The sequence below is a fragment of the Halobiforma lacisalsi AJ5 genome (genome assembly GCF_000226975.2).
GTDB classification, from domain to species: Archaea; Halobacteriota; Halobacteria; order Halobacteriales; family Natrialbaceae; genus Natronobacterium; species Natronobacterium lacisalsi.
Map to the genome: position 1 here is coordinate 2127132 of NZ_CP019285.1, position 20741 is coordinate 2147872.

Consider the following 20741-nt stretch of genomic DNA (forward strand, 5'->3'; position numbering starts at 1 on the left):
GTACGACACCGAACCCCGTCCGTACTCGAGAACTTCATTAGAGCCAGTGATTCCGACAGCGACGGACAGGAAATCGATGCCGTAGACGAACCGGTCACGTGCGGCGACGCGCCGTCAGTCGCCGGCGACAGGCTCGCTCGAGCCGCCGTCGGGGCTGAGGGTCGCGTTCGCGTTCGCGTTCGAACGTTCGTCCGCCGTCGAATCGGCGACGGTCAGATGGCCGCCGGTACACTGCCGAACCAGCCCGCGTCGCTGCAACTCGAGACACCGCCGTTCGATCGTCGCCGGGTGGACGCCGAGTCCGTCGGCGAGTTCGGGGATCGTCGTCGGCTCGGTGTCCGCGATCGTCTCCAGAAGCGTCCTGTCGTCCGGACTGGACCGGTTCGGTTCCGGCTCCGGTTTCGTGGGGTGGTCGTCGGTCGCCATCAGGTGTGTGACGTATTCGCGTGTTCCGGTATCAATCGGCGTCGCCATTCTCAGTTGCTGGGAGTGGTGGTGCCGTTCTCCGGTGGCCATACGGTTGGTGGGTCGAACGACGGTGTAATATACGGGTGCGGCGGCCGAGAGACCGGGAACGGAGCGAGGTCGCTATCCCGCCGCGCTGTCAGAAACCGGCTCCTGTTCGTCGACGCGATCCTCGTCGATGTACTTCTCCTTCCAGGTCCCCCGGGCGAACCAGGCCACGCCGACGATCGCCCCGAGGACGTTACCGACGGCCATGCCGACCCAGATCCCGGTTTCGCCCCAGCCCAGGATGAATACGAGGGTGAAGACGGTACCGACGCGCCCGACCCACAGCGTGATGATCGAGATGACCATCGCGGTCTTCGTGTTGCCGGCCCCGCGGAACGCCCCAAGCATCACCTGCGAGACGCCGATGAAGGCGAACTCGACCGACCGAATCCGGACGTACTCGACCCCGAGGGCGATCGTCTCGGGGGCATCGGGGACGTCCCCGAGGAACACGCTGACGATCGGTTCCGTGAACGCCACGGCGATCACGGCGACCAGCAGCATGACGCCGGCACCCGTCGAGGCGGCGAGCCACGCCGAGCGCGATGCGCGATCCGCCCGATCCGCCCCGAGGTTCTGCCCCACCATCGTGTCGATCGCGCGCCCCAACCCCATCGCCGGCAGGAAGACCAACGAGATCAGCCGGTTGCCCAGCCCGTAGGCCGAGACGACCGGGGGCGAGAACGTGACGACGATCGCGGTCAGGGCGATCATCGCCAGGGCGCTCGTGCTCTGTTCGACCATGCTCGGCGTTCCCAGCCGGACGATGTCCTCGATGAACCCGAAGTCGGGCCGGAGGTGCGCGAGGTCGACCGTGGGGCCCAGTCCGGTCCCGAACAGCAGCCAGAGGCCGATTCCGGTCCCGACTCCGCGAGCGAGGACTGTCGCGAGGGCGGCGCCCTCGATTCCCAGTCCCGTAAAGCCAACTGCGGCGAACAGACTCTCCTCGAGGGCGGTCAACCCGAGCCACGCGAACAGGGGGTTGTCCTGGAACCCGAAGATGAATATCGGGTCGAGAACGACGTTGACGGCGACGGAGACGACCATCACCAGCATCGGCGTCCGAGTGTCGCCGTAGCCCCGCATCAGCGACGAGAAGATGAAGAACCCGAACATCAGCGGGAGGCCGAGGAAGATGACCTCCATGTAGTCCGCCGCCAGTGGGATGACGCTCGCGGAAGTCTCCGGATCGCTGGGCAGGAGTTCGAGCGCCGGCCGCGTGTAGAAGTAGCCGGCGATGCCGAGCAGAATCGAGAGGCCGCCGACGAACGAGACGGTCTGGCCGGCGACCAGCCCTGCCGAGCGGTCGCCGGTCGCGCCGGTATACTGGGCGACGAGGATCGCTCCGGCGGTAGTGAACCCGCCGGCGACGGCGATCAGCAGAAAGATCAGCGGGAACGCGAGGCTGATCGCCCCGACGGCCTCCGCCGAGAGCCGCCCCAGATACAGCGTGTCGACGACGTTGTAGGTGACCTGGAGTAACTGGATGACGACGATCGGCCAGGCCAGGTGAAAGAGCGGCTTCACGAGGCTCCCGCGGGTGATCGAACTCCCGCCGGGAACCGACTTCATGTCGGGATTCGCTTTCGAACCTTCGTCGGGAGCGCCGTCGCTGGGCGTCCCCTCCTCGGCGGACTCGTCGTCCGCGAGGGGGTCCTCGTCGGGGCCGGAGGGTGGTTGCTCTGGACTCATCTCTCACTCTACGGCGTCGGTCCGATGACGTCCGCCGACAGGAAATCCGTGGCACGAACGATCACTGCCAGCAATTGCGTCCTATCGGGGACCGGTCGCGCCTGCTGACTAAGTAGTCAGTTACGGGCGGTAAAGCTCTTTCGAAACGAAGGTCCCTCGAGCCGGGCCGGAGGTGACGACCGGCCGCGACTACCGGAGACAGGCCGCCACGACCTCGAGCATGTCCTCGCCGCGGACCTCCTCGGCGAACAGGGGGACGCGTTTGACGTCGGTGCCCCGGAACAGGTCCTGTGCTTCGGCCAGCGCGGACTGCTGGACGTCCCAGCGTCGCTGGCAGAACTCGCAGTCGTCCAGGTTGGGCTGGAGGAACTCGGCGCCCTCCACGTCGTCGGTGACGTCCGACAGCGGTTCCATCACCCGGTTGACGACGACGGTTCCGACCGGGATCGAGAACTCCTCGAGTTGCTCGCGCAGCCGTTTGGACTCGAAGACGCTCATCTCCTCGGGGATCAGGACGATCCGGAAGTCCGTCCGTGCCGGGTCCTGCAGCGCCGCGCGGAGCCGTTCGATCCGCTCGCGGAGGACCTGCAGGTCCTCGAGGTCGGCCGACTCCTCGGGTTCCGGCTCCTCACCGCCGAACATCCCCTTCATGTTCTCGAACATGCCCCCGATTCGCTGGCGGAACTGGAGGATGCGGCCGACCATCGTATCCATGATCTCGGGCAACTCGAGCAGGCGGAGGGTGTGACCGGTCGGGGCCGTGTCGACGACGACCCGGTCGAACCGTTCGTCGTCCATGTACTCGAGCAGCAGTTGCATCGCGGCGGCTTCGTCCGCACCGGGCATGGAGCCGCCGAACAGCGCGTCCATCGGGGAGTCGTCGCCGAACATCTCGCCGAGGCCGCCGAGGGGGCCGCCGGCTCCCGGTCCCGTTCCCGCTCCGTCGCCGCCCACGAACGCCGCCTCGCCGCGCTCGATCGCCGCTTCGGGGTCGATCTCGGCCCCGTAGAGCGGCACGTCCTCGCGGAGCCGCGCGGGTTCGGCGGGGACGTCGGTCTCGAACGTGTCAGACAGGGAGTGTGCGGGGTCCGTCGAGACGACGAGGGTGCGAACGCCCGAGCGGGCGCTGTCGAGCGCCGTCGCGGCCGCCATCGTCGTCTTCCCGACGCCGCCTTTGCCGCCGTAGAGGACGTAGTCGGGGCCGTCGATCGGCTCGTCGGAGGGCTCGACGTCGATCGTGTCCCGCTCGTCGCCGACCGACTCGGTCGGCGTCACTTCGATGGTGTTGTCGCCGTCAGCGTCCACATCGGTTCCGGTATCCGCCTCCTCGTCGACCGGCTCGACGTCGATTCCGCTCATACCACCCCGTTTTCCGGCCGTACACGAGTATTCGTCGGTCTCGAGTCACTCGCGAAGAGAGAGAGGGACGACGCCCCGAACGTTCACGGGATCCGACCCCTCCGAACGTATACGCCGGTCGCCGACGTGGATCGGGACGGAGACATGACGACGGACTCCCACCCACCGCGGGACTCGGCCGACTGGGACACTCCCGACTGCTGTCCGTTCTGCGGGGCGACACTCCCCGACGGCGGCGGCGGATTTATGGACCACGTCGACGAGACGCCGGTCTGTGACGAACGCTTCCGGGACTGGCTCGAGCGGGTTCGCGAGGACATGGAGGGCGAGTGGGGCGGGTAGCGACCCGCCCGGATCCGCTCACTCGAAGTACGTTGCCAGCCGGTCGGCCGCCTCCTCGACCCGCGGAGTGACCAGGGCAAACCGGATCCAGTCGGACCGGGAGTCGCCGAACGCGGTCCCCGGCATCCCCGCGACGCCCGCCTCGTCGATCAACTCGAAGACGTTCTCGAGCGTCCCGGGGTACTCCTCGAAGCGGGCCATCACGTAGAACGCACCCTCGGGCTCGGTGTAGGACGCTCCCGCGGCATCCAGGGCGTCAGTAAAGGCGTCGACCCGCTCGCGCAGCAGGTCGCGGTTTCGCTCGTAGTAGTCGGGGTCGGTCTCGCGCAGCGCCTGCAGGACGGCGTACTGGGAGGGGCGGCTGCCGGCCACGTTGACGAGCATGTGCCGGCTCTTGGCGTTCTCGACCAGTTCCGGCGGGAAGATCGCGTAGCCGACACGGAATCCGGTGATCGCCAGCGACTTCGAAAAGGCGTTGGTGACGATCCGGTGATCCGACTCGACCTCGAGCGCGCTCGAGAAGTTCCCGGCGAGGTCGAAGTGGTCGTACACCTCGTCGCTCACCAGGACGGCGTCGTACTCCTCGGCGATCGCGACGAGTTCCCGGACCGTCTCCTCGGGGTAGACCGCACCGGTCGGGTTGTTCGGCGAGTTGGCGACGATCGCGGCGGTGTCCTCGCTTGCGGCCTCGCGGACGGCCGCGGGATCGAGCTGACCGGTCTCGTCGGTCGACACGTAGGTCTGGGTGCCCCCGAGCATCGTCGTCTTTCCGGGATAGTAAGGGTAGACGGGGTCGGCGAGGACGATCTCGTCGCCGCGGTCGCGCTCTAGCGCGCGGGCCATCGCGAGGTAGTTGGCCTCGCCGGCCCCGTTCGTGACGACGACCTGTTCGGCGTCTACGCCCCGTCGGGCGGCGATCTCCTCGCGGAGTTCGTGCAGTCCCGGGCTGGGCGGGTACTGGAACGCGTCCGGCTCGAGGTCGGCGTACTCGTGGAGCGCGTCCCGGAGCGCTTCGGGCGGCTCCCAGTCGGGGTTTCCGCTGACCATGTCGATGACGTCTCCCTCCGCCTGCGAGGCGTACTCCATCACGCGGAAGAAAAGCGGCGTCTCGTATTCCATGGGGGTGTCTGGGGGCCGGTCCTACGTCGGTCTTTCCGTTCCCGTTCCCGTTCCCGATACCGCTCCCGTCGGCTCGAGTTCGCGGTCTCCCCTGCAGTCCACGCTTTGACAACGATCCGGCCCGTCCGCTCGCGTATGAACGACGACATCGATCGAGAACTCCCGATGGACGTCGCGGACGCCCTCCGAGAGACGGACGGAACGGTCGCCGTGGCCGAATCCTGTACGGGTGGACTGATCGGCGCGGCCCTCACCGCCATCCCCGGCGCGAGCGACTACTTCCACTCGGGGTCGACCACCTACGCCTACGACGCCAAACGTCGCCGGCTGGGCGTCAGCCGCGAGGCGCTGGACGAACACGGGGCCGTCTCCGAACCCGTCGCGCGCCAGATGGCTCGCGGGGTCCGCGACGTCGCGGACGTTACCTGGGGCGTCTCCACTACGGGGATTGCCGGCCCGACGGGCGGCACCGAGGAGAACCCCGTCGGCACAGTCTACATCGGCGTCGCCTACGCCGGCCCGTGGGGAAGCGAGTCCTCCTACGCGACCGTCTCCCGCTACGAGTTCGACGGCGACCGCGCCGCGGTCCGCGCGAAGACCGTCGACCGTGCGCTCGAGGACCTGCTCGCGGAGCTCGAGCGGGTTCGATCGACGGAGGCAGACGGGGCGGACGACTGACGCTGGGCGCTACGGGGTCGGGACGTTCCGTCGAGACTGTCGAGACCGTCGAGTACTCGAGGCCGACAGGTACCCGAGACCTCATCCTCACCCTCGCCCGACGTTCCCTCGAGAGGAAAACTATTCGGAACTCGACTCTCCAGTAGCGGATAATGAACAAGCGAGGACACGTTCTCAACGCCATGCTACTCAGCCTCGGGCTGGGGTATCTCTTCGAGCCCGCCGGGAACCTCGAGACCTTCCGAACGATCGTCACCATCGGGGTGCCCGTCACGCTCGGAGCGCTGGTTCCCGACGTCGACACCGCCTTCGGCAAGCACCGCAAGACCCTGCACAACCTCCCGCTGCTGGTCGGCTTCGTCGCGTTCCCGGAACTGTTCGGCAACCTCGAGTACGTCTGGATCGGCGTGCTCACCCACTACGTCCTCGACGTCGCGGGGAGCAAACGCGGCATCGCGCTGTTCTACCCGGTCTGGAAGAAGGAGTTCGGGCTGCCGCTGGGCGTCCCGGTCAGCAGCAGTCGCGCGGACCTGATGACCGTGTTCGTGACGGCGCTCGAACTCGGCATCGCCGCGCTCGTCGTCTACGACGTCCCGCAGTACGGGGTCCAGGTGGCTCGGCAGTCCGTCGGACTGTAGCGTCGGGTCGACGCTCGTTTCTCGATCCGGGGCCGCGTTCTCGAAGCGATCTCGAGGGAGTGGGACCGATCTTGCCGGGATGTCCAGCGAGGCTCCCGCGGAGCGCGGCGAAGGTCCGTCATCGCCGACTCGAGAAGCGGGTCGGGACGAAGACGGCCGCGGCCGTCGCGAGGCCGGCGGCGCCGCCCGCGGCGTACGCCGACGAGAGCACGACCAGCGCGAGCGCCGTGAGCAGCGGGAGCAATGCCAGCGCGGCGAGCCCTCCTCTGACGGCGGCGGGCCGGGATCTCAGCGCCGATCGACGGGTCGAACGCGGCTCCGCGCCCAGGTGGCGCTCGAGCGCGACGAGTTGCCACCCGCCGAACGCGCCGAGGGCGGCCCCCAGCACGGCAAAGCCCTCGATCGCGGCGTCGGTGCCGAGGGTCGCGAGGAAGAATCCTCCGAAGACGACGGCCAGGCCGAACGAGACTGTCGCGCCGTCGACCGGCAGGCGGCGCACGAGGTGCCACGTTCCCGCGAGCAGAGTCAGGCCGACGGCGACGCCGACGACGACGTCGATCACGTAGTGGACGCCGAGGGCGACGCGGGTGAACGAGACCGTCGCGACGACCGCCGCGGCCGCGCCGAACCGCGTTCGGGCCGTCCCGACCGGCAGGAGCGCCGCCAGGCCGACGTAGACGATCGTTACGTTGACGGCGTGCCCGCTCGGGAAGCCGTAGCCGGTCGCGAAGGCGGTCGCCTCGTACAGCGGCTGGACGACCGGCGGCAGGAGTTCGGTCTCGAGCAGCGGCCGGTCCGGTCGCGGGAACCCGAACAGTTCCTTGAGCCCGTTGTAGAGGCCGATACCGGAGAGCCAGACGCCCGCGAGCGTGGCGACGTCGTCGCGGTTCGGCACGCCGAACCAGTAGAGGGCGGCGAAGACCGTTGCGAGAAACCAAATATCGCCCAGTTGCGTGAGTAACGCGAGGACAACGGCTCCCCACTCGGGGAGGTACTGCTGGACTACCTCGACTCCGCCGATACCGCGGGACATGCGGGCGGGTACGAAGCGGGGAACAAAAAGCCGCCCGTAATTCGCCGTCAGGCTAGTCGCGGTTCCGGTTCGGAACCCACTCGTCGCAGGCGTCCATGTCGTCCATCGCGGTCTCGTGGCGGGTACAGTACGGCACCATGCCGGAGGAGGACCGTGCGTACTCGAAGTGGCGGCAGTTACCGCAGTAGCGGTCGGCCGGTTCGGCCTCCGATGCGGAACCGGGGGAGCCGACGATTTCCGCGCCGTCCGCGCCGCCGTCGAGCGGCGAGGTGATATCGGCGGCGGCCGATCCCCCGTCGCTCGTGGCCGGGCCGGCGGCGTCGGCGATCGGTCCCCCGGAACTGGTCCCGGCTCCGGAAGCCGCACCGACCGAACCGGCGTCTCCGGACTCGGCGTCCGTGTTCGTCTGCGTCTCGACGTCGCCGTCCGGCGTCGACCCGAGGAACCCGATCCCGCCGAGGCCGCCGGTCGAGTCGTCGCTGTCCTCGACCTCGAGGACCGTCTTGTTCTTCCGGGTGACGTTCATCTCGAGCATCCCGCCGGGATCGTTGCGCGTCTTGAAGTTGACGACGGCGGTGAACAGACACCAGACGGCCGTAAAGAGTCCGAGAAGGTAGATCGCCGAGACCTCGAGCGTGAGCTGGTCGCTGCCGTAGCGCCAGTTTTCGGGGTAGGCGTACCAGAAGAGGCTGACCCCGAGCAGGCAGAGGCTGGCGCTGATCGCGGCCGCGGCCCGGACCCGCGGGCCGGCCGGCAGGACGATGAAGACGCCGACGAGCGCGGCCGGGACGCCCAGCCCAGCCAGGACGCCGGCGACCTGGACGACGACGAACTGGTCGGCTATCCCCCAGTCGACGACGCCGATCGCGAGGCCGGCGAACAGATCGGTCGTCGCCACGAGGACGGCGACGATCGCAAGCGCCGCCCCCAGCAGAACGAGCGCCGTGCCCGCGTACAGCCGCCGGAGGCTCGTCACCTCTCGTTCGGTCCCCTCGTAGACCTCCGTCAGGCTTGTCATACCCGGTCCGTTCGACCTCCCGTCACAAAACGGTACGTCAGACACACCTCGAGAGTCGGAGAGGTGACGTGGGCTCGAGAGCGACTGCCGGTCGGTGGACCGTCCGGAGCGGACGCCCGAATCGCGCGGCCCTCGACGGGGGCTGTTGTCATCCGGTGTGGGAACAGTGTGCGAAGGTTTATACTGGTCACATGGATAATGAGGCGTAGGTGGCAATGCCATGCCAGGACAATCGAGACAGAACCGACGTGCGTTCCTGAGGACTGCCGCGGCGACCGGGACCGCGGCGACGCTCGGGGGGATCGCAGGCTGTACGGGATTCCTCGAGGACCAGAGCCTGACCGTCGCCGTCTACGGCGGCGTTTTCCAGGACGTACTGGACGACGAACTGTTCGAACCGTTCAACGAAGAGGTCGACTTCGAGGCGACCTCCCAGGAACAGCCGACTGCCGAGGAGGCGCTGGCCCAGTACGAGAGCGCCGTCGACGCGGGCGAAGCGCCGGTCGACGTCGCGATCATGTCCACGGTCGGCGTCCTGCGGGGACTCAATTCCGATCTGTGGCACATCTGGGAGAGCGAAGACGAGTTCGAGAACCTCCAGTACATCAGCGACGACCTGATCGAGGAGGCCGACGGCGGCATCGCCAGCGTCGGCGCGCTCTCGTGGTACATCAACCTCGTCCAGAACACCGAGGTCATCGAGGAGTCGCTGGATAGCTGGGAGGCTCTCTGGGACGAGGAGTACGAGGACACCTTCGGGCTGCTCGGACTCGCGTCGAACTCGTTCCTGCTGGATATCACCGCCGAAGTCTACTTCGACGGCCAGGAGACCCTGCAGGATCGGGAAGGCGTCGAGGAGGTCTTCGAGCAACTCGAGGGGGTCACCGACCAGGCGAACTTCTGGTACGAGAACGAGGCGGAGTTCCAGCAACGGCTCCGGGACGGCGAGGTGCCGGCCGGGATGCTCTACAGTGACATCACGAAGGTGATGCAGGACGACGGCGCACCCGTTCAGTCGAACTTCGTCGAGGAGGGGTCGGTACTCGACTCCGGCTCGTGGGTGGCACTCGAAACCACAGAGTTGACCGAGGAAGCCCGCCAGTTCATCGACTACGCCAGCCGACCCGAGGTCCAGGACCGCGTTGCCGAGAGCCTCTATACGGCGCCGACGATCGACCGCGAGCACTCCGAAATCGACGACGAGACCTACGAGGAGATCGCCGGTCCGGGCCCCGAGGAAGCGATCGTCCCCCACTACGAACTCTACCTCGAGGAGGAAGAGTGGGTGAACGAACGCTGGGAAGAGTTCATCATCGGCTAATCGATGAGCGCTATCACACTCGACGGCGTCAGGAAGCGGTATCCGGGCGGCGTACTCGCGGTCAAGGGCGTCGATATCGACATCGAGAGCGGCGAGTTCGTTACGCTCGTCGGTCCCTCGGGCTGTGGGAAGACGACGACGCTGCGGACGATCGCCGGCTTCGAGCGGCCGACCGACGGCACGGTGTCGATCGCCGACGAGGAGGTTACCGACCTGCCGCCGTACGAACGCGACACGGGGATGGTCTTCCAGGACTTCGCGCTGTTCCCGCATATGACCATCCACGAGAACGTCGCCTACGGAATGGAGGCCGACGGCGGCTACACCGACGAGGAGATCGACGCCCGCGTGGCGGAGATGCTCGAACTCGTCGAACTGCCGGAGATGGGCGACCGGACGCCGGACCAGCTGTCAGGCGGCCAGCAACAGCGCGTGGCGCTGGCACGGGCGCTCGCGCCGAAGCCGCAGGCGCTGTTGCTCGACGAACCGCTCGCGAGCCTCGACAAGAAGCTCCGCGAGCAGATGCAGGTCGAACTCCGGCGGATCCAGCAGGAGGTCGGCATCACGACCGTCTTCGTCACGCACAACCAGGAGGAGGCGCTGACGATGTCCGACCGGATCGCCGTGATGAATGACGGCCGCTTCGAACAGGTCGGCCCGCCGGGCGAGGTCTACGACGAGCCCAAGACCCGGTTCGTCGCGGACTTCCTCGGCACGGCCAACATCTTTGACGGCTCCGTCCGCGCCGTCGAGAACGGCCGCGCGACCGTCGAGTGTGACGACGTAACGCTCCGGACACGAGCCACGAGCGGCGTCAAGACGGGCGACGACGTCTCCGTCGTGATCCGGCCCGAGCGGTTCGAACTCTCGACCGCGACGACCGACGGCGGGACGACCGCCGAGGCGGATGGTGCCGACCTCAACGTTTTCGAGGGCGAGATCACCTTCCGGCGGCACCTCGGCAGCAGCATCGAGTACCACCTCGAGACGCTCGAGGGACGGGAACTCGTGGTCGTCCGGCGGAGCGGCCACGACGAACGAACGGCCGGCGAACGCGTGTCGGTCCGGGTCGAGGCCGACGACTGCCGGATCGTGGAGGCATAGATGGCGACGGAAACACCACCGACGGACGCCGATAGCGCGGGCACGGGTGCGGGCGGCTCCGAGGGGCCGGAGTCGGCGGCCGGCGAGTCCGGCCGCGCCGGCCTGAAGGCCAACGCGAAGTGGTACATCGTCTCGTACCCGATGTTCTGGCTGGGGCTGATCTTCCTCGTCCCGCTGGGGATGCTGTTCGTGTTCAGTTTCTACGTGAACATCCCCGGTGGCCGGTACGAGGCCGGCCTCACGCTCGAGAACTACGTCCGGTTCCTGACTACCCGACTCTACCTCCGCCAGCTGTGGCTGACGATCGAGATCTCGCTGGTCACGGCGGCGCTGTCCTTGCTGCTCGGGTATCCCATCGCGTACTACCTCGCGCAGATGAAGCGGGCGTGGCTGCGCAGCGTGCTGTTGATCACGATCATCTCCTCGCTGTGGGTGACGTACGTCATTCGCGCCTACGCGTGGCAGGTGATCCTCGCCTCGGGCGGTATCCTGAGTTCGATCGGGGTCTCACTGGGACTTCTGTCCGAACCCCAGTCGTTCTACCCCGGCTACTGGGGGCTGATCGTCGGCATGGTGTACGTCTTCCTGCCGTTCATGATCCTCACCCTCTACAGTAGCATCCGCAACATCGACGGCGAGTTGCTCGAGGCTTCGAAGAACCTCGGTGCGGGCCCGACCAGGACGTTTCGCCGCGTGACGCTCCCGCTGTCGAAAAACGGAATCATGAGCGGCTCGTCGCTCGTGTTCATCCTGGCGCTTGGCTCGTACGTCCTGCCGCGGCTGCTCGGGAGTTCCGCCGAACGGACCCTGCCCGTGCTGATCGAACAACAGATCATGGCCGAGGCGAACTACCCCTTCGGCGCCGCCATGAGCATCGGCCTGATCGTCGTCGTCGTCGCCTTCCTGTGGGTGTTGGTCCAGTTTACGAACCTCACGACGGCGAGCCTCGGCGGCTCGGAACCGGCCGCGACCGACGGCGGAACGACGACCGCGACGGCCCCCTCGAGCGGCGTCTTCGGCCGACTCCGGAACGGGCTCGGCTCGCTCGCCGGGATCCTCGGCCTGACTCGCGCCGCCGCTGGGATCGGCTCGGCCGTCGACGTGGTCGACCCGCGGACCCGGGAACGAGTCCTCTCGGTCGTTAGCAAGGCCTACGCGACGGCAGTGATGGTGTTCATCGCCGCGCCGCTTGCCATCATCGTCGCGGTCTCGATCACCCCCGAGCAGTTCCTCACGTTCCCGCCCGGCGGGTTCTCGCTGCAATGGTACGTCGAGTTCTTCACCGATCCCGACTGGGTGCTGGCGCTCGTCAACAGCCTCGGGATCGCCGCCGCCGTCGCGCTGCTGAGCACGACGATCGGTGGCAGCCTGGCGTTCGCGCTCGACCGCTTCGACTACCGGCTGGGAGCGATCTTCGGCACGTTCGGCGTCCTGCCGATCCTCGTGCCGCCGGTGATCGTCGGGGTCGCGTTCCTCGTGTTCTTCCTGGAACTCGGGCTCGCTGGCTCCCGGTTGAGTATCATCGTCGCCCACGGGATCTTCTACGCACCGTTCCCGTTCATCCTGATCTCACAGGGGCTCGGCGAGATCGACCGGAGTTACGAGGAGGCCGCGATGAACCTGGGTGCGTCGCCCCGCCGGACGATCCGGACGGTCACGTACCCGCTGTTGCGGGCAAACGTCGTCTCCGGGGCCCTGTTCGCGTTCATCCTCTCGCTGAACGAGTACATCATCGCGTGGCTCCTGTCGCTGTTCTTAGTCGAGACGATCCCGATCCAGATCTTCAACTCGCTGCGGTACGGTTACTCGCCGACGATCGCGGCCGCGAGCGTGGTCTTCATCGCGTTGACCGTCATCGTGATGACCTCGATCGACCGCATGTCCGGGGGGATCTGGGAGTGACCGGCGAGCGCGTCCGCGTCCGCGTCGCCGTCGCCCAGACCATCCCCGAGTTCGGAGCCGTCGACCGGAACCGGCGACGAACCCTCGAGATCGTCCGGGAAAACGCCGACGCCGACCTCGTCGTGCTGCCGGAACTCGCGACGACGGGGTACGTCTTCGAGTCCGAAGCCGAACTCGCGGACCTCGCGGAACCTCGCGACGGCGAAACGGCGACCGCGTGGGCCGAGGTCGCGGCCGAAACGGGAACCTGGATCGTCGGCGGGGTCGCGGAGCGCGCCGGGACGAGCTACTACAACAGCGCTCTCGTCGTCTCCCCGGACGGCCTCGAGGGTGTCTACCGGAAGGTCCACCCCTGGAACGAGGAGAAACGCTGGTTCGCGGCGGGATCGGACCTGCCGGTCTTCGAGACGCCGTTCGGCCGCCTCGGTGTCCAGATCTGTAACGACCAGTGGTTCCCCGAGTCGACGGTCACGCAGGCCCGGGCCGGGGCCGACCTGATCGCCGTTCCGACCAACTGGGTTCCGAACCCGAACCTGAGCCCGAACTCGAACCCCGACGGCGACGGGCGGCCGGGCGGCTGGACGGCCGGCGTCCACCAGGCCATCGCCCACGCCGACGCGAACCGCGTGTGGATCGCCTGCGCGGACCGCGCCGGCACCGAGCGCGGAACGACGTTCGAAGGGGGGAGCGTCGTCGTCGCGCCCGACGGCGTGCCGGCCGCCGGTCCCGCGCCGGCCGCCGGGGAGCGCGTCCTCGCGGTCGACTGCGACCTCGCTCGAGCGCGGGACAAGTCACTGACCCCGCGGGACGACGCGCTCGCGGATCGTCGGCCCGATGTCTACGACCTCGGAGAAACGGAACCGCAGCCTTAGTCGTCGGCCGTTTCCGTCGTCACCCGCGTCACCGACTCGAATTCTCGCCGCGGCACCGTTCCGTACAGCGTCTCCCACGAGGTCGAGAGCCCGTACTCGTCCAGCGCAGCGAGCAACAGTTCGCCGCTGCCGACGTGGGTGACCGAGCCGAAGGCCCAGGTCGGATCGCCGCCGGGCAGCCGGTCGCGTTCCCGCGGGCGCTGGAAGTCGACGACACCCCCCAGCGCGTCTCGTGTCGCGATCGTCAGATCCCGGGCTTCCTCGAGCCGGTTGATCGGGAACTCCCGGTCGTCGCCGACGAGGAGGCCGGTTCCGCGTGGTCGGTCGGAGTCGGAGTCGGCTTCTCCGTCCGCCCCGTCGGCCTCGAGAATCCCCGCGACGTCGTTCCGTCCGGCCTCGATCAACAGGGTGACGACGTCGATCGACGACCCCTCGCCGTCGATGACGTCGACGTGCCGGAGAATACGACCACCGGCGCTGGACGGCGGGTTCGCGTCCGGTTCGAGCGCATCCGCGGGGCCGCCCGGATCGGACCGGCTCTCGACCGGCTCGTACTCGAGGACCGCGGCGTTCGTCAGGCGTGCGTCGATCCCGCGGGTGAGCAACACGCCGTCGAGCGTGATGCTCGAGGGGGCAAGCAGCCGGCGGTCGCCGGGCTCCTCGGCGTTGCTCTCCTCGAGCCTGATCGGGATGGGGCCCAGCGGGAGCGCGTCGAGCCGGGCGACGAGGTCGAGCGCGTCGTCGACGATCTCCTCCTCGAGGAACACACAGGAGGCGATGACGTCACCCCCGTCCTCGCCCGGGTCGTAGGTCACGCGGCTCGAGAGGGTCGCGATGCGGGCCCGAATGCGCTCGAGGCGAGCGTTGACGTCGCCCTGCTCGAGTTCGCGCCGGCCGCGCTCGGTGAGTCGGCGGCCCTGGCCGGGAACCTTCTCGGTGAGCCCGAGTTCGTCGAGTTCGGAGAGCGCCAGCCTGATCGTCCGATCCTTGATGTCGTACCCGTGAAGTTGCAGCAGTTCGACCAGCTGGATGCTCCCGATCGGGCCGTGGTGGTCGACCAGCCGGAGGATGTCGTACATCCGCCGATCGAGGTCCGGTGGCATTCGACCGCCGATTAGGAGCGGACGGGTGTAACGGTAACGTTTGGGCCGCTCGAGGGATCGAAGTCAGGATCGACGATCGGGCCGCGCGGTCGGGGGTCGGAGATACGCTTTTGTGCTCCGTCCGTCAACCGAACAGGTGGCAATAGATTGCCGGATTGTTACTGTATGGCATTCCACACGACACGGATCGAGGACCTGGGAGTTGAGCCCCACAGCGAGCGCGTCTCGCCGGCGCAGGAGGTGGTAAGGCGATGAGCGGTCACGGCTCCGGCCCTGACCCCGAACGGGAGCGTGACCGTGCGGCCGCCTTTCGCGAGTCGGTGACCGGCGCGAACGTCGAACTCGCGTACGCGGGAATCAAGACTTTTATGAAGGGCGACCGGCGCGACGTCGACGACGTGGACGACGTCGATGCGGCGGTGGTCGGCGTCCCATACGACGGCGCGGTCTCGAACAGGCCCGGCGCGCGGTACGGCCCCGAGGCGATCCGCCACGCCAGCGGCTGGTGGGCCTACCTCTCGGACTACAAGGGCGGACTCACGAACATGCAGACCGGGAAGACCGTCGACTTCGACGACCTCTCGGTCGCCGACTGCGGCGACGTCCCCGTCTTCCCGATGGACCGCGAGACGACCGCCGAGAGCATCACGGCCCACCTGGCCGCGGTCGCCGCCCAGACGTTCCCCGTGTTACTGGGCGGCGATCACTACTGTACGTTCCCCGCCGTCCGCGGATTCGCGGAGGGTGCGGGTCACGACAGCGTCGGATTCGTCCAGATCGACGCCCACACCGATACGGTCTCCGAAAGTCCGGTGTTCGGCTCGGAGTTCCACGGCTCGAGTACGGCACGGATCGCCGACTCGCCGTACGTCGACTACGACTCCGTGAGCCAGGTCGGCATCCGCGGCTACGAGTCGCCCGAATTCTTCGAGTTCGCCGACGAGACGGGGCTGAACCTCTATACGATGCGGGAGATCGAGGAACGCGGCGTCCGTCCAGTGATCGAGGACGCCGTGGCCGCGGCCGCCGAGGACACCGACGCGGTGTACGTCAGTTTCGACATCGACGGCGTCGATCCGAGCGTCGCACCCGGCACCGGGACGCCGACGCCCGGCGGACTGTCGGCCCACCAGGCGCTAGAGATCATGGAGGTACTCGGCGCCCACGAGGCCGTCGGCGCGGCGGACCTGATGGAGGTCGCGCCGCGGTACGACTCGACGGAGGGGACACAGCGACTCGCGGCGTACCTGCTGGTCACGCTGCTGGAACGAGCGTTCGCGGAGTAACTACTATGAAACACACGAGCAACAGACCGCTGCCGGACGGCGCGGTCGGGACCGGACGCACCGACGGCGTCGCCGAGTCGGTCATCAGGGAGATGACCCGCGAGGCGATCGATCAGGGGGCAATCAACCTCTCGCAGGGGATCCCCGACGAGGACGAGACCCCGCCCGAGATCAAACGCGCCGCGAAGGAGGCGATCGACACCGACAGCCAGTACACCATCACCTGGGGGCTGCCCGAACTGCGCGAGGCCGTCTCCGAACGGTACGCCGAGTGGAAGGGGATCGAGTACGACCCCGAGCGTGAGGTGACGATCACCAGCGGCACCAGCGAGGCGATCATGTCGACGATGCTCTCGCTCGCCGGCCCCGGCGACGAGGTGATCTACTTCGAACCCGTCTACGAGAGCTACATCCCCGCGAGCCAGTTCGCCGGGGCCGAGGCCGTCCCGCTGGACATGACGGAGGGCCTCGAGCCCGACTACGAGGCCCTCGAGGCGGCCGCCGAAAGCGCCCGGATCATCGTGCTCAACACGCCGATGAACCCGACCGGGAAGGTGTTCACTCGGACGGAACTCGAGCGCATCGAGGAGATCGTCTTCGAGCACGACCTGATCGTGCTGACCGACGAGATCTACGAGCACATCGTCTACACGGACGATTACGTCAGCCCGGTCGAAGTGGGCGATCTCGCGGAACGGACCGTCGTCTGTACGGGGATGTCCAAGACCTTCAGCGTCACTGGCTGGCGGATCGGCTTCTGTCTCGCGCCGGAGTACCTCGCCAAGGAGTTACGGAAGGTCCACGACTACACGAGCATCTGCGCGCCGACGCCGTTCCAGCGGGCCGGCGTCGAGGCGCTGTCCCTGCCCGACGAGTACTACGAGGACCTCTCCGACTCCTACGAGCGCCGCCGGGACGTCCTCGTCGAAGGGCTGCGCGAGGCAGGCCTCGATCCCGTCGAGCCCGACGGGGCCTACTACGTGATGACCCGGTATCCGACCGACGAGGACGACCTCGAGTTCTGCTACCGGCTGATCCGGGAGGCCGGCGTCGCTGCCGTCCCGGGCAGCAGCTTTTACACGTATCCGGACGCCGATGCCGACTGGGTCCGGTTTACCTTCTCGCGCAGCGAGTCGACGATCCGGGAGGCCGTCGATCGACTGATCGAGAACCGCTGGTGGTGAGACACGATCACCGACCACCCACCGCCCAAACGAAACCTTGAATCGACGGGCCGGCCAACTCCCGTCCATGAGCGACGAGGACGAGGAGGAACCCGCCGTCACGCTCGGTGACCGAACCCCCGTCGAGGGCGCACCGCTTGCCCGGGTCACGTCCAGGCTGACCTGGCCCAAGGAGAAAAGCGAGGTCGATCGCCTCGAGGGCGACAGCACCATCCGCACGCCCGACGGCCCGCGGGAACTGTCGGCCGTCCTCGAGGAGGTCGACGAGACCTACTTCCAGCGGCGCCAGGAGTTCGAAACACACGTTCGCGAGGTCATCGGTACCGGACCGATCCCGACCGCCGACGAGTAACTACCTGTGGCAACCGAGGAGAGCCACACCGAACGTACCCCTCGCGGCTGGCTCCGCGGCCAGTTCGACCGGCTGTCCTGGGTCCAGAAGTCGCTGCTGACCGGGGCCGTCCTGACGCTCGTGTGGATGCGGTTCGTCCCCGGGAACCTGCTTGGACGGGCGATCGTCGACGCCGTCGTCCTGATCGGCGGGCCGCTCGCGCTCGGGTTTTCCCACGGCAGACGGATCGGGTGGACGATCAACCGCACTGCCGTCCGTAACGCCGTGTTACTCGCGCTTTTCGTTCTGCCGTTCTACCTGGTCGGGTCGACCCTGCCGACGATCCGGGCGTTCTATCCGATGTGGGAGACCACGGCGGCCCCCGGCGAGTTCGTCCCGCACGCGCTGAAGTTGTTTACCCTCGCGCTGGCCGCGGAGACCTACTACCGCGGGCTGCTCTGTGTCGGCGTCCGGGAGATCGGCTTCAAGGCCGTGTTCATCAGCCCGGTCGTCTACATGCTCCACCACTCCACGAAGCCGCCCGTCGAGTTCCTGCTGTCCGGGCCGACGGACGTCCTCTTCGGCGCGGTCGACTACGAGTCCGGGTCGATCCTGCCGTCGGTGATCGCTCATGGGGCCGGACTCGTCCTGCTGGACTGGCTCGTCCTCCACGACCCGCTGTTCGATCCGACGCCGTTCCTGGCGCTCCTCGAGTGGCTGCCGATCCCGATCTGACGGGGTTCAGTGCAGGTGACCGGAAGTCGACCGGAGTGGGTTACTGTGCCTGCGGCCGGGCTTTTCCCTCGAGACGAGAAAGAGCGTCCTGTCCCCGGAATCGACGTTCGAGTGAGAATTAGCGGACGAGTGGACTATTCCTCGCGCTCCCCGGATTCCTCGGGTTCCTCGCCTTCCCCGGCGGAGTCGTTCTCGATGTCTTCAGCGCCGGCGTTTTCGGAGTCGTTAGCATCGGAGTCGTTAGCATCGGAGTCGTCAACATCGGGGCCGGAGTCGGAATCACCGTCCGGACCGCCGTGACCGGACGAGCCGTCGGAGCCGTTACCCGGCGCGTCCGCCGGACCGCCAGCCCCGGGCCGATCGTCGGACTCGTTGCCGGATGCCGCCGGGCCGTCACCGGGCGTCTCGTCTCCGCTCTGTCCGGGAGTCTCGAGCGGCGCGCCCGGCTCGCGATCGGCGACCGGGGGCTGTCCGACGCGGTCGCCGGCGATCGATCGGGCGATTTCGGACACCTCGGAGCCGTTCAGTTCGTCGGCTCGCTGCCGGAGTTCGCCGATCGCCTCGGCGTCGACGCCGCGTTCCTCGAGGAGGTCGGCAGGCAGCTGGCTCGCCGTCGCGTTCGCGCCCTCGGCGAGCCGTTCGGCCGTCGCACGTTCCGCAGCGAGCTGGGCCACCTCGGCGCGGTACTGTCCGTGGCTGATCTCGCCGGCCTCGCGGGCCGCCTCGAGTTCCTCAAGGCGCTGCTCGATGGCCGTCAGCCGCTCGTCGACGTCCTCGACCTGTTCGTCTACGACGGCAGCTTTCGCCTCGTCGGTCTCGGCCTGAGCCAGTTTCACGCCGTAGGTCCGCTCGCTCACCTCGCCCGCAAGCTCGGCGTCCTGGACCGCAACGACGCCGGAGAGACGTTCGCCGGGGGCGATCTCGTCGCTGTCGGTATCGTCCGTTTCGTCCTGGAGGGCCGTACCCACGCTGGCCGCACCGAGCGGCATCGCCGCGAGGGCGACGACCAGTACGCCGACCAGCGCGATCGTCGTGTTTCGTTTCATCTCACCTGAGTTCTAGGGTTCCGGGCACATATACGCTCGAGACGATAGCCCCGGTTCAACGACTATCAACGATAGTTTACGCGATTTTCGTCCCGGTTCCCTCGGGCGGTTTCGGGGACAAAACGGAAACTGGGCCGACTCGCCGCTAGCCCGACGGAGACGCCGGGGCTGCTTCCGGCGAACCAGCCGGGCGACTAGCGGGTTACGAGTCGAGAGGGAAGAAGCGGAACTGCGGAGTCACCACCGTCGGTCACGTCCGAATCGGGCCGAACGAGGGCCTACTCCTCGGAATCGTCGCCGTCGTCCGGTTTGTCGCCGAGAGTGCCCGACTCGGACGGTGGGTCCTCGTCCGGCAGCGAGAGCACGTTCTCCCGGCCCAGCCGGAACGACTCGAGTTTCCCCTCCTCGCGGAGGCCGCTGACGACCTTGCTCGTCTTGGCGTCGGTCCAGTCGAGTTCTTCGACGACGGTCTGTTGTTTCATCCGGCCGTCGTACTCCTCGAGCAGGAGCAACACCTGTTCCTCGTTGCTCAGCAGTTCGTCGCGCGGATCCGGTCGGTCGGAGTCGTCGTCGTCGTCCTCTCCCGCTCCGGCTCCCGTCGCGTCGGCGGCATCCGCCTCCGTAGTCACGTCGGGGCCGGCGCCGGGGCTTCCAGCCGGTGCGTCGTCGGAACCGTTTCGGCCTCGACGAACCCACCACGCTGCACCGAGACCGAGCGTCGCGACGGCGATCGCTCCCGCGACCGCGCCGAGGGTCGAGGTGCCGCCGATACCGCCGCTCGAGACGGTGACGCGGGGTTCGTCGGCGAGGAAGTCGGTGTCGGTACCCTGCCAGATGACGGTCCGGTCGCGCTCGTCGTCGGGCTCGGGTGAGACGGAAGCGAGTTCGTACTCCTCGGGCCAGCTAATCAGCAGTTGGGTCCGATCGTCGAGGTACAGCCCCGAAATCGCGTCGCCGGCACGGAGTTCGTCGCCGTCGACCGCGGCGAACCCGTCCCACCGGAACTCGTACCTGACGACGCCGTACTCCGGATCGAGCGTCTGGCGCTCGGTGTCGACCCGGAACTCGTCGACGGCCATCTCTCGCCCGGTCGCGTCGCTCGCTGCGGCCGCCGTCTCCTCCATGCGACCGGCGAACTCCGCGGTGTAGTTGTCCGGATCCGACTCGATGTCGGCTTCGAGCGTGTCGAACGCCTCGACGCTCTCGTCGTCGTCGAGACGGATCCAGAACTCGACGGTCCATTCGGCCGACCCGTCCGGCTGGAGCGCGACCTCGAGGTGAACGTCGTCGGCGTCGGCGTCGTCGAACTGGGCCGACAGGGGCTCCGTCTCGACCCCGTCACCGTCCGCCCCGCTCGCGCCCGCGCCCGGGACTGGGACCGCAGCGCCCGCAAGCGTCGCCGTCAGCACGAGCACGGCCAGAGAGACGACCCGGAAATTCATACTGGTTCCAGAGACTTCGGGCG

Annotated in this window: 20 protein-coding genes; 11 read left to right on the forward strand and 9 right to left on the reverse strand. The window is 67.8% G+C overall.

Annotation, left to right across the window (positions count from 1 at the left end):
* Window positions 1-114 precede the first annotated feature (114 nt).
* The 3 genes from CHINAEXTREME_RS10195 to CHINAEXTREME_RS10205 all read right to left on the reverse strand — a co-directional run bounded on the left by CHINAEXTREME_RS10195 (window position 115) and on the right by CHINAEXTREME_RS10205 (window position 3564).
* Window positions 115-516: a helix-turn-helix domain-containing protein gene (locus CHINAEXTREME_RS10195; protein WP_007143441.1), complete on the reverse strand. Its 402-nt coding sequence runs from the start codon at window positions 514-516 to the stop codon at window positions 115-117.
* Between the two features lie 72 nt (window positions 517-588).
* A complete protein-coding gene (locus tag CHINAEXTREME_RS10200) occupies window positions 589-2205 on the reverse strand; it encodes an MATE family efflux transporter (RefSeq protein WP_007143442.1) in 1617 nt (538 codons plus the stop codon).
* A 189-nt stretch (window positions 2206-2394) separates the two neighbouring features.
* Window positions 2395-3564 (reverse strand): ArsA family ATPase, encoded by a 1170-nt coding sequence (locus tag CHINAEXTREME_RS10205; RefSeq protein WP_007143443.1) that lies wholly within the window; start codon window positions 3562-3564, stop codon window positions 2395-2397.
* 144 nt (window positions 3565-3708) lie between these two features.
* Between CHINAEXTREME_RS10205 and CHINAEXTREME_RS10210 the strand changes: the two genes are divergently transcribed.
* Complete coding sequence (locus CHINAEXTREME_RS10210; protein ID WP_029601557.1) at window positions 3709-3906, forward strand: DUF7501 family protein; 198 nt, start codon at window positions 3709-3711, stop codon at window positions 3904-3906.
* 18 nt (window positions 3907-3924) lie between these two features.
* Here CHINAEXTREME_RS10210 and CHINAEXTREME_RS10215 read toward each other — a convergent pair whose 3' ends face one another.
* Window positions 3925-5025 carry a pyridoxal phosphate-dependent aminotransferase gene (locus tag CHINAEXTREME_RS10215; protein WP_007143445.1) on the reverse strand — a complete coding sequence of 367 codons (1101 nt, stop codon included), beginning with the start codon at window positions 5023-5025 and terminating at the stop codon, window positions 3925-3927.
* Between the two features lie 135 nt (window positions 5026-5160).
* On the opposite strand from CHINAEXTREME_RS10215, the gene CHINAEXTREME_RS10220 reads away from it, so the two are divergent.
* Together CHINAEXTREME_RS10220 and CHINAEXTREME_RS10225 are read left to right on the forward strand one after the other, a co-directional pair.
* On the forward strand, window positions 5161-5703 hold the full coding sequence (locus CHINAEXTREME_RS10220) for a CinA family protein (RefSeq protein WP_007143446.1): 543 nt from the start codon (window positions 5161-5163) through the stop codon (window positions 5701-5703).
* A 152-nt stretch (window positions 5704-5855) separates the two neighbouring features.
* Entirely contained in the window at window positions 5856-6341 is a 486-nt protein-coding gene (locus CHINAEXTREME_RS10225) for a metal-dependent hydrolase (protein ID WP_007143447.1), read from the forward strand.
* A gap of 118 nt (window positions 6342-6459) precedes the next feature.
* Here the strand turns inward: CHINAEXTREME_RS10225 and CHINAEXTREME_RS10230 are convergent, their stop codons facing one another.
* Complete coding sequence (locus CHINAEXTREME_RS10230; RefSeq protein ID WP_007143448.1) at window positions 6460-7374, reverse strand: phosphatase PAP2 family protein; 915 nt, start codon at window positions 7372-7374, stop codon at window positions 6460-6462.
* A 52-nt stretch (window positions 7375-7426) separates the two neighbouring features.
* A complete protein-coding gene (locus CHINAEXTREME_RS10235; RefSeq protein WP_007143449.1) occupies window positions 7427-8392 on the reverse strand; it encodes a DUF7139 domain-containing protein in 966 nt (321 codons plus the stop codon).
* A gap of 220 nt (window positions 8393-8612) precedes the next feature.
* Between CHINAEXTREME_RS10235 and CHINAEXTREME_RS10240 the strand changes: the two genes are divergently transcribed.
* The 4 genes from CHINAEXTREME_RS10240 to CHINAEXTREME_RS10255 are packed head-to-tail and all read left to right on the forward strand — an operon-like array spanning window position 8613 to window position 13591.
* Window positions 8613-9713: an extracellular solute-binding protein gene (locus tag CHINAEXTREME_RS10240; protein ID WP_007143450.1), complete on the forward strand. Its 1101-nt coding sequence runs from the start codon at window positions 8613-8615 to the stop codon at window positions 9711-9713.
* Window positions 9714-9716: 3 nt separating this feature from the next.
* Window positions 9717-10817, forward strand: coding sequence for an ABC transporter ATP-binding protein (locus CHINAEXTREME_RS10245; protein ID WP_007143451.1), 1101 nt, complete (start codon window positions 9717-9719; stop codon window positions 10815-10817).
* On the forward strand, window positions 10818-12719 hold the full coding sequence (locus CHINAEXTREME_RS10250; protein WP_007143452.1) for an ABC transporter permease subunit: 1902 nt from the start codon (window positions 10818-10820) through the stop codon (window positions 12717-12719).
* On the forward strand, window positions 12716-13591 hold the full coding sequence (locus CHINAEXTREME_RS10255) for a nitrilase-related carbon-nitrogen hydrolase (RefSeq protein WP_007143453.1): 876 nt from the start codon (window positions 12716-12718) through the stop codon (window positions 13589-13591). Before CHINAEXTREME_RS10250 ends, CHINAEXTREME_RS10255 begins: the two co-directional genes overlap by 4 nt.
* Here the strand turns inward: CHINAEXTREME_RS10255 and CHINAEXTREME_RS10260 are convergent.
* The gene (locus tag CHINAEXTREME_RS10260; RefSeq protein WP_010546606.1) at window positions 13588-14694 is read right to left on the reverse strand and encodes a DUF128 domain-containing protein; all 1107 of its coding nucleotides are present in this window, start codon (window positions 14692-14694) and stop codon (window positions 13588-13590) included. The two genes, CHINAEXTREME_RS10255 and CHINAEXTREME_RS10260, sit on opposite strands and share 4 nt — an antisense overlap.
* Window positions 14695-14945: 251 nt before the next feature.
* On the opposite strand from CHINAEXTREME_RS10260, the gene speB reads away from it, so the two are divergent.
* From speB to CHINAEXTREME_RS10280, 4 genes are all read left to right on the forward strand, one after another.
* Window positions 14946-15980, forward strand: coding sequence for an agmatinase (gene speB / locus CHINAEXTREME_RS10265; protein WP_007143455.1), 1035 nt, complete (start codon window positions 14946-14948; stop codon window positions 15978-15980).
* A gap of 5 nt (window positions 15981-15985) precedes the next feature.
* Complete coding sequence (locus CHINAEXTREME_RS10270) at window positions 15986-17164, forward strand: pyridoxal phosphate-dependent aminotransferase (protein WP_007143456.1); 1179 nt, start codon at window positions 15986-15988, stop codon at window positions 17162-17164.
* A 67-nt stretch (window positions 17165-17231) separates the two neighbouring features.
* Window positions 17232-17516, forward strand: a complete 285-nt coding sequence (locus CHINAEXTREME_RS10275; protein WP_007143457.1) for a DUF5789 family protein — start codon at window positions 17232-17234, stop codon at window positions 17514-17516.
* A gap of 6 nt (window positions 17517-17522) precedes the next feature.
* Complete coding sequence (locus tag CHINAEXTREME_RS10280) at window positions 17523-18230, forward strand: CPBP family intramembrane glutamic endopeptidase (protein ID WP_007143458.1); 708 nt, start codon at window positions 17523-17525, stop codon at window positions 18228-18230.
* A gap of 134 nt (window positions 18231-18364) precedes the next feature.
* On the opposite strand, the gene CHINAEXTREME_RS10285 is transcribed toward CHINAEXTREME_RS10280, so the two are convergent.
* Both CHINAEXTREME_RS10285 and CHINAEXTREME_RS10290 read right to left on the reverse strand, forming a co-directional pair.
* Window positions 18365-19276, reverse strand: a complete 912-nt coding sequence (locus CHINAEXTREME_RS10285; protein WP_007143459.1) for a hypothetical protein — start codon at window positions 19274-19276, stop codon at window positions 18365-18367.
* Between the two features lie 278 nt (window positions 19277-19554).
* Window positions 19555-20718: a DUF7345 domain-containing protein gene (locus CHINAEXTREME_RS10290; protein WP_007143460.1), complete on the reverse strand. Its 1164-nt coding sequence runs from the start codon at window positions 20716-20718 to the stop codon at window positions 19555-19557.
* Window positions 20719-20741 lie beyond the last annotated feature (23 nt).